Origin of the sequence: Microbacterium lacus (assembly GCF_002812805.1) — a bacterium.
Taxonomy (GTDB): domain Bacteria; phylum Actinomycetota; class Actinomycetes; order Actinomycetales; family Microbacteriaceae; genus Microbacterium; species Microbacterium lacus_A.
Window position 1 is genome coordinate 1 of record NZ_NMUM01000031.1, and the last position, 8,151, is coordinate 8,151.

Annotated in this window: 6 protein-coding genes; 4 read left to right on the top strand and 2 right to left on the bottom strand. The window is 66.1% G+C overall.

Annotation, left to right across the window (positions count from 1 at the left end; genetic code table 11):
* Window positions 1–77: 77 nt before the first annotated feature.
* Window positions 78–1,270, top strand: a protein-coding gene (locus CGU34_RS12205; protein ID WP_100813431.1) for an IS3 family transposase whose coding sequence is annotated in 2 segments (ribosomal slippage) — window positions 78–348 and window positions 348–1,270 — 1,194 coding nt in all. Because the reading frame shifts where the segments join, the coding sequence is not laid out codon by codon here.
* Here CGU34_RS12205 and CGU34_RS12210 read toward each other — a convergent pair.
* Window positions 1,232–1,864 carry a DNA cytosine methyltransferase gene (locus CGU34_RS12210; RefSeq protein ID WP_198517786.1) on the bottom strand — a complete coding sequence of 211 codons (633 nt, stop codon included), beginning with the start codon at window positions 1,862–1,864 and terminating at the stop codon, window positions 1,232–1,234. The genes CGU34_RS12205 and CGU34_RS12210 overlap by 39 nt on opposite strands.
* 293 nt (window positions 1,865–2,157) lie before the next feature.
* On the opposite strand from CGU34_RS12210, the gene mobF reads away from it, so the two are divergent.
* Window positions 2,158–5,694, top strand: a complete 3,537-nt coding sequence (gene mobF, locus CGU34_RS12215) for a MobF family relaxase (RefSeq protein ID WP_440344739.1) — start codon at window positions 2,158–2,160, stop codon at window positions 5,692–5,694.
* 151 nt (window positions 5,695–5,845) lie between these two features.
* Entirely contained in the window at window positions 5,846–6,202 is a 357-nt protein-coding gene (locus CGU34_RS12220) for a sulfate permease (protein ID WP_100814252.1), read from the top strand.
* A gap of 79 nt (window positions 6,203–6,281) precedes the next feature.
* On the opposite strand, the gene CGU34_RS12225 is transcribed toward CGU34_RS12220, so the two are convergent.
* Window positions 6,282–6,839, bottom strand: coding sequence for a hypothetical protein (locus CGU34_RS12225; RefSeq protein WP_100814253.1), 558 nt, complete (start codon window positions 6,837–6,839; stop codon window positions 6,282–6,284).
* Between the two features lie 81 nt (window positions 6,840–6,920).
* On the opposite strand from CGU34_RS12225, the gene CGU34_RS12230 reads away from it, so the two are divergent.
* Window positions 6,921–8,113 (top strand): IS3 family transposase gene (locus CGU34_RS12230; RefSeq protein WP_100813431.1). Its coding sequence is split into 2 segments (ribosomal slippage): window positions 6,921–7,191 and window positions 7,191–8,113, totalling 1,194 coding nucleotides; the frame shifts between segments, so codons are not numbered across the junction.
* Window positions 8,114–8,151: the final 38 nt, after the last annotated feature.

The window sequence follows — 8,151 nt, forward strand, 5'->3', positions numbered from 1 at the left end:
TGGGGTTGACCCCGGATTCCGGACACTGACCAGGCGGGATCCGTGTGTTTGCGGGCCTGTCGGGGAGGATGTCCTTGATGGGCACGAGCAAGAGGAAGACGTATACGCCGGAGTATCGACGTGAGGCCGCGAGGCTGGTGATCGATACGGGCCGGACAGTCGCGGCGGTCGCTCGAGAGATCGGTGTCGGTGAGCAGCTGTTGGGCCGGTGGGTCCACGCGGAACGTGCGCGGACTGGCGGTGGGTCCGAGGCGCCGCTGGATCTGGACGAGCGTGCTGAGCTGGGACGGTTGCGCCGCGAGGTGCAGGAACTCCGGATGGACAACGAGTTCCTGGGAAAAGCGGCGGCCTTCTTCGCATCGAAGCAGAACCCGAGGAGCGGTTCGCTGTGATCGAGGCGGAGAAGGCGCACGAGACGACGCTGACAGTCACGCGGATGTGCCGGCTGCTCGGGGTAGACCGGCGCCGGTTCTACGAGTGGCGAGCCCGGAAGTCCGCCGGCCCGTCGCCGCGGCAGCGGCGGGCAGCTGAGCTGACCGAGCAGATCCGCCGGTTCCATGCCGCGTCTGACGCCACGTACGGGGCTCCGCGGATCCACGCGGACCTGCAGGACGCCGGGGTGGTGGTCTCGCGTAAGACGGTCGCGAAGCTGATGCGCGCCGACGGGATCACCGGGATCAGTCCCCGCACCTGGCATCCGCCGACCACCGTGCGAGGCGATGATCCGTTCCCGGTGCCTGACCTCGTAGAGCGGCGGTTCGACCAGGGCGAGCGTGACCTCGCGTGGTTCTCTGACATCACGTATCTGCATACCGGTGAGGGGTGGGCGTACCTGTGTGTCGTGCGGGATGGTCACACCCGCCGGGTCCTCGGCCGCACCGTCGCAGGGAGTCTGCATACCGACCTCGTCGAGGACGCGCTCCGGCAAGCGGTCTCTCTCCGCGGGCACCTGCCGCGGAAGGTCGTGTTCCACGCGGACAGGGGCACTCAGTACACCAGTGCCCAGCTCGCCGACGCAGCGACCGAGCTCGGGGTGCTCAGATCGATGGGCCGGACCGGGGTGTGTTGGGACAATGCAGCCGCGGAATCGTTCTGGTCCGTGTTCAAGAACGAGTACTACAACCGGCATGTTTTCGCGACGATCGACACCGCCCGACGGGCCGCGTATGTCTGGATCGACGGCTGGTACAACGCCCGCCGACGCCACTCCGGCATCGGCTACATCAGCCCGCTAGAGTACGAACGCCGCCAGCTCGCGCTGGCAGCCTGACCAACCAACCACCTGTCCGGACTTCGGGGTCAGCCTCAGGTCTCCGAGAACTGCTCCTGCTGCCCGAAGAGGTCGAGTTCCGGTTTCTCCCAGATGCCACGGGTCGGGTTCCATATCGCGAGGGGTTGCATCGGTGGTGGATGCATGTTCGGGGTTGCGTTGCTCATTGTCGTCTCCTTCGAGGTTCGTGCGGATTGCGGGTGCAGACAGTAGCCCGCGGACGTTCTCGATCACGACCCACTCGGGTTGCAGCACGTCGATCGCAGCAGCCATGTGTGCCCAAAGCCCGGAGCGGGTGCCAGGTTTCAGGCCGGCCATCTTCCCGACGGTGGACACGTCTTGGCAAGGGAACCCACCGCAGAGGATGTCCACCGGTGGCACGGTGTTCCAGTCCATGGTGGTGATGTCGCCGAGGTTCGGGGCGTCGGGCCAGTGGTGGGCGAAGACGCGGGCGACGGGTTCGTTGATTTCGGAGAACCAGATCGTGCGTGCTCCGAAGGCTTCCTCGACGGCGAGGTCGAGTCCGCCATCGCCGGAGAACAGCGACCCAACACGCAGCGGCGTGGCCGGGTCGGTGAGGGTCTGGTCGGCCACGGGCGACCCTCCTAGAACGGTGATCCCCGGAGTCGTGCTGCCACTCCGAGTTGGTCACCAGCCAGGTGCACCAGCCACCCCCACCCGCCGCCGCTCAGCCGACGCCTCCCACTCCGCACCGGCCGCTGTCGACGCGCAGCGCTGCCGACCTCCGCGGTTCGCTCGAACGGGTTGTCACGCGTCTTGCAAGCGAGGTTCGCGCCGTCGAGTGAGTCAACTCAGAGTTGACCGCGCCGCCGGGTGCAGGTGCTCACCTCCTGACCAAGACAGGACGGTGCGCGGTGACGGTTTCGATGCGGGTGATGTCCACCGGCGATGGCTACAAGTACCTCCTGCGCACTGTCGCCACCGGTGACGGCGACCGGGTGCTCTCCACACCGCTCACGAGGTACTACACGGAGGACGGAACACCGCCTGGGCGGTGGATTGGGTCAGCGGTCACCGCGCTCGGTGGCGGTTCGATCGTCGTTGGCGATGAGGTCACGGAGGAGCAGCTTCAACGGCTGATCGGGCAGGGGCGCGACCCGGTGACTGATCAGGCGCTTGGGAGTCCGTATCGGAAGTATCCGACGGTGGTCGAGCGGATCGAGCGTCGCACCGCAAGGCTCGACGCCGACCTCCCGGTGACGGAGCGTGCCGAGGCGGTTGCTGCAATCGAGGCTGAGGAGAGCGTACGCGGGGTGCGGAAGGCGGTTGCGGGGTTAGATTTCACGTTCTCGATTCCGAAGTCCGCGTCGGTGCTGTGGGCGGTGTCGGATGCGGGCACGCAATCGTTGATTGCGGATGCGCATCACGCGGCGGTTGCGGAGATGGTTGCGTTCATCGAGCGGGAGGTTGCTGCAACTCGTGTCGGCGCGGCCGGCCGCAATGGGGCGGTTGCGCAGGCTGACGTGTCCGGGGTGATCGCGACCGCGTTCGATCATTACGATTCGCGGGCGGGTGATCCGCATCTGCACACGCATGTGGTGATCTCGAACAAGGTGCAGACCGTCCACGACGGCAAATGGCGATCCCTCGACGGGCGTCCCCTGCACGCCGCGACCGTTGCGCTCTCGGAACTGCACGAGGCGGTGTTCGCCGACCACCTCACCCGCGCGTTCGGCGTCGAGTGGGAAGCCAGAGACATGGGACGTGACCGCAACCCCGCCTGGGCGATCAGCACGGTGCCGGAGAGGTTGGTGGCGGAGTTCTCATCCCGGTCACGGCAGATTGATGAGGGGAAGAACCGGCTCATCGCTGAGTACGTTGCCCGACACGGCAGGCAACCATCGCTTGCGACGGTCATCAAGCTCCGAGCACAAGCAACGTTGGCAACCAGACCGGAGAAGCAGGTTCGTTCGCTCGCTGACCTCACCGGCGAGTGGCGGGATAGCGCGTCGCACCTGCTCGGTGAAGACGCCACCCACTGGGCACGCACCGTCACCGCGAACGATGCACCGCGACTGCTGCGTGCTGATGATGTGCGCCTGGATGTGATCGACGCTCTGGGCCGCAGTGTGGTTGGAGCAGTCGGTGAGAAGCGGTCGACCTGGCGGCGCTGGAACCTCACCGCCGAGGCTGCCCGCCAGACCATGCCCTACCGGTTTGCCACCACCCTGGATCGTGAAGCGATCGTCGGCATGGTCGTCGATGCCGCAGAGCGCGCCTCCCTCCAGCTGACTCCGCCCGAGCTCGCATCGAGCCCGGCCGTGTTCCGCCGCTCTGATGACAGCAGCAGGTTCCGGCCGATCGCGTCGACGGTGTACTCGTCACCGGACATCCTCGCGGCAGAAGATCGACTCCTCGAGCGCGCCCGCACCATGACGGCACCCACCGTGCCCGTCGAGGTGGTTGAGAAGGTCACCCGGGGCCCGGACCGCGAGGGCAGGCTCCTCGACGATGATCAAGCCGCCGCCCTCACCGGCATTGCGATCTCTGGCCGGGCAGTTGACGTGCTGGTCGGCCCGGCGGGGGCTGGGAAGACGACGGCGATGCGCGCGTTGCGCACGGCGTGGGAGCGGGAGCACGGGCGCGGCAGTGTCGTCGGGTTGGCGCCGTCCGCGGTTGCCGCGCAGGTCCTCGCCGACGATCTCGGCATCCGGACGGAGAACACCGCGAAGTGGTGGCACGACCACCAGAACGCCGGTGCGTCGTTCCGTAAGGGGCAGCTCGTGATCGTGGACGAAGCCTCCCTCGCCGGCACTCTCTCGCTCGATCGCATCACGGCGCACGCGGTGCAAGTTGGTGCGAAAGTGCTGTTGGTGGGTGACTGGGCGCAACTGCAATCCGTCACCGCCGGCGGCGCGTTCTCCCTCCTCGTCCACGACCGAAACGACGCCCCAGAGCTGGTCGACGTGCACCGATTTGTCAACGTCTGGGAGAAGACCACTTCCCTCGATCTTCGCCACGGTCGACCAGAAGCCATCGACGCCTATGCCTCCCACGGCCGCATCACCGGCGGCGATACTGAGGCGATGATCGACGTCGCCTACACCGCCTGGCGCACCGACACCCTCGCCGGAGTTTCAACGGTGTTGATCGCGGACTCGAACGAATCCGTCCATGCCCTGAACCAGCGCGCCCGTGCCGACCTCATTCTCGACGGCACAGTAGATGCCCGTCGCGAAGTCGCCCTCCAAGGCGACGCGCGTGCCGGGGTAGGTGACACGATCATCACCCGGAAGAACGACCGACGCCTCCGCACCCCGCGAGGATGGGTACGCAACGGTGACCGCTGGACCATTGCCGACATCCGCGACGATGGATCGCTCACCGCCCGCCGCGCCGACAGCCGCGGCACCGTGATCCTCCCGGTCGAGTACCTCTCCGATCACGTCGATCTGGGATACGCAGTGACCGCGCATAGGGCGCAAGGCATCACCACCGATACCTCCCATGTGCTCGTTGATCCTTCTACGACGAGAGAGAACCTGTATGTCGCGATGACCCGCGGCAGGCACACGAACCGCGTCTACGTCGCCACCGACCTCCCCGACGACAACCACACCACCCCACACCCGGCAGACGATCCTGAGGCGACCGCGAGGAGCATCCTCTACGGGGTCATGCAGCACGTCGGCGCCGAGCTCTCCGCACACGAGACGATCACCGCTGAACAAGAAGCGTGGGGGTCGGTGGGACAGCTCGCGGCCGAGTACGAGACGATCGCGCAAGCCGCACAACACGACCGCTTCACCACCCTCATCCGCGAATCCGGCCTCACCCCGGACGAAGCAGAAGACACGATCCACTCCGACGCATTCGGAGCTCTCACCGCAGAACTGCGGCGGGCGGAAGCGAACCACCACAACATCGACGTGCTCATGCCGCGGCTGGTCGCGGCTCGCGGCTTTGGCGATGCCGATGACATCGCCTCTGTCGTTCACCACCGCCTCGTTCGCGCGACCGAGAGGCCGGCTGGATCTGGTCGTACTCGCAAGGCGCCCCGTCTGATCGCGGGCTTGATCCCCGAAGCAGCGGGACCCATGTCCGCCGAGATGCGGAAGGCTCTGGCGGAGCGGCGCGAGTTGATCCAGCATCGTGCCGAAGCCGTCCTTGACCAAGCCCTCACCGAACGGCAGGAATGGGCGCTCGCGCTCGGAGACACACCGACAGAGCCCAGAGCCGCGGCAGCGTGGAAACAGCAGGCGCGGACCGTCGCCGCGTATCGCGACCGCTACGGCACCACCACACGCACTCCGCTCGGCCCAGCCCCCGATAGCGACGCGCAGAAGATCGACGCGGCACGAGCGAAAGCAGCACTTGCGAGGCTCCGCGACCTGGCTAGCAGTGACGGTCAGGATGCTCCGTCGCGGGTGATGCGGCGCGAGGGTGCGAGCCGGGGCCTGTGATCGGTTGCCCTTCCGAATGTCGCTGGTGCGTCATACCCTGATGGTGAGGCGGATTTCTCCTTGATATGACGCTCCTCGGGGCAGGCCGCAAGGCCACTCACACACGCACCGCCTCCGACGATCCGTCGTGCATGTGAGAGGAAACCCCGTCATGATCCGCCAGCTCTGGACCCTCAGCGTCCACACCCGCGCATTCCTGCGCCGCTACATGCCCACCAACATCCTCCTCAACGCCATCCGCACCCGCCGAGGACTCAAATGGGGAGTCCCCGCGATGCTCCTCGCCGTGCCTTACCTCCTAGCCGCGAGCACCTTCACCACCCTCATCGCAGACGGCGGACCCGGATGGCTCAACTTCCTCGTCCTCCTCTGCCTGTGGAACACGATGAAGTTCATCATCATGGGACCCGTCAGCCTGATCCTGCTCGCCCGTATCCGCGTGCGGGAAGCGGTCGCCGCTCGTGCAGAGCGACGAGCCATGGCCAAGTCGGTCGAGCAAGCGGTTTGACCAGCGGCTACGACTGCACCCACGCACAGCACCAACCGTCAAGAGGGATCGCCCAGTTGCGCCGAGAGCAACGAGAAGACTAATACCAGACCCATCCGATACGCCGCCGTAAACCCGTGCGAACCGCGGCGAGTGGCTTCGATAGCTCGGCATGATCAATCGCGCCAGCGAGCGCACAAGCAAACCCCGCCAGCCTTAGGAGCAAGGCTGACTCGCCTTCGTTGTAGCGAAACTTGAACCCGTGCGCGCTCAGGTTTCGGATATTTAGGCCGTCCGATAGCAAGGTGCCGCGAAGCGTACGGACCCAGTCGACGTCCAGGCCGTTGTCTTCGAGCGCCTGGACGTAGAAGTCCAACGCTGGGAATCGACCAGGGCTTGCGCCTCGTTCGGCTCTATAGAGCGGTTCATCGAGCTTCAGTAGTAGGCCCCGCGCCGCGGCCTCAATGAGCGGCAGGCACACAAAGGAAGCCCCAGTAAAGTCACTTTCCCAATGTCGCTTCTGAGCGTCAGCAAGATGCTCTGACAGAACCGGATCGCACCCAAAGACGCCGGAAAACCAGTTGGCGAACTCCACATGGCTGGGGCTGTCGAATCTCGAATCAATGAACTCGAGTTCGAGCGCCAAAATGCTCGCCATGGAATGGGGTTGACCCCGGATTCCGGACACTGACCAGGCGGGATCCGTGTGTTTGCGGGCCTGTCGGGGAGGATGTCCTTGATGGGCACGAGCAAGAGGAAGACGTATACGCCGGAGTATCGACGTGAGGCCGCGAGGCTGGTGATCGATACGGGCCGGACAGTCGCGGCGGTCGCTCGAGAGATCGGTGTCGGTGAGCAGCTGTTGGGCCGGTGGGTCCACGCGGAACGTGCGCGGACTGGCGGTGGGTCCGAGGCGCCGCTGGATCTGGACGAGCGTGCTGAGCTGGGACGGTTGCGCCGCGAGGTGCAGGAACTCCGGATGGACAACGAGTTCCTGGGAAAAGCGGCGGCCTTCTTCGCATCGAAGCAGAACCCGAGGAGCGGTTCGCTGTGATCGAGGCGGAGAAGGCGCACGAGACGACGCTGACAGTCACGCGGATGTGCCGGCTGCTCGGGGTAGACCGGCGCCGGTTCTACGAGTGGCGAGCCCGGAAGTCCGCCGGCCCGTCGCCGCGGCAGCGGCGGGCAGCTGAGCTGACCGAGCAGATCCGCCGGTTCCATGCCGCGTCTGACGCCACGTACGGGGCTCCGCGGATCCACGCGGACCTGCAGGACGCCGGGGTGGTGGTCTCGCGTAAGACGGTCGCGAAGCTGATGCGCGCCGACGGGATCACCGGGATCAGTCCCCGCACCTGGCATCCGCCGACCACCGTGCGAGGCGATGATCCGTTCCCGGTGCCTGACCTCGTAGAGCGGCGGTTCGACCAGGGCGAGCGTGACCTCGCGTGGTTCTCTGACATCACGTATCTGCATACCGGTGAGGGGTGGGCGTACCTGTGTGTCGTGCGGGATGGTCACACCCGCCGGGTCCTCGGCCGCACCGTCGCAGGGAGTCTGCATACCGACCTCGTCGAGGACGCGCTCCGGCAAGCGGTCTCTCTCCGCGGGCACCTGCCGCGGAAGGTCGTGTTCCACGCGGACAGGGGCACTCAGTACACCAGTGCCCAGCTCGCCGACGCAGCGACCGAGCTCGGGGTGCTCAGATCGATGGGCCGGACCGGGGTGTGTTGGGACAATGCAGCCGCGGAATCGTTCTGGTCCGTGTTCAAGAACGAGTACTACAACCGGCATGTTTTCGCGACGATCGACACCGCCCGACGGGCCGCGTATGTCTGGATCGACGGCTGGTACAACGCCCGCCGACGCCACTCCGGCATCGGCTACATCAGCCCGCTAGAGTACGAACGCCGCCAGCTCGCGCTGGCAGCCTGACCAACCAACCACCTGTCCGGACTTCGGGGTCAGCCTCA

What these genes read in the sequence shown, in the direction of transcription:
- mobF (WP_440344739.1), top strand. Translation starts at nt 2,158, where the DNA reads ATGCGGGTGATGTCCACCGGCGATGGCTACAAGTACCTCCTGCGCACT.
- CGU34_RS12220 (WP_100814252.1), top strand. Translation starts at nt 5,846, where the DNA reads ATGATCCGCCAGCTCTGGACCCTCAGCGTCCACACCCGCGCATTCCTG.
- CGU34_RS12225 (WP_100814253.1), bottom strand. Translation starts at nt 6,839, where the DNA reads ATGGCGAGCATTTTGGCGCTCGAACTCGAGTTCATTGATTCGAGATTC.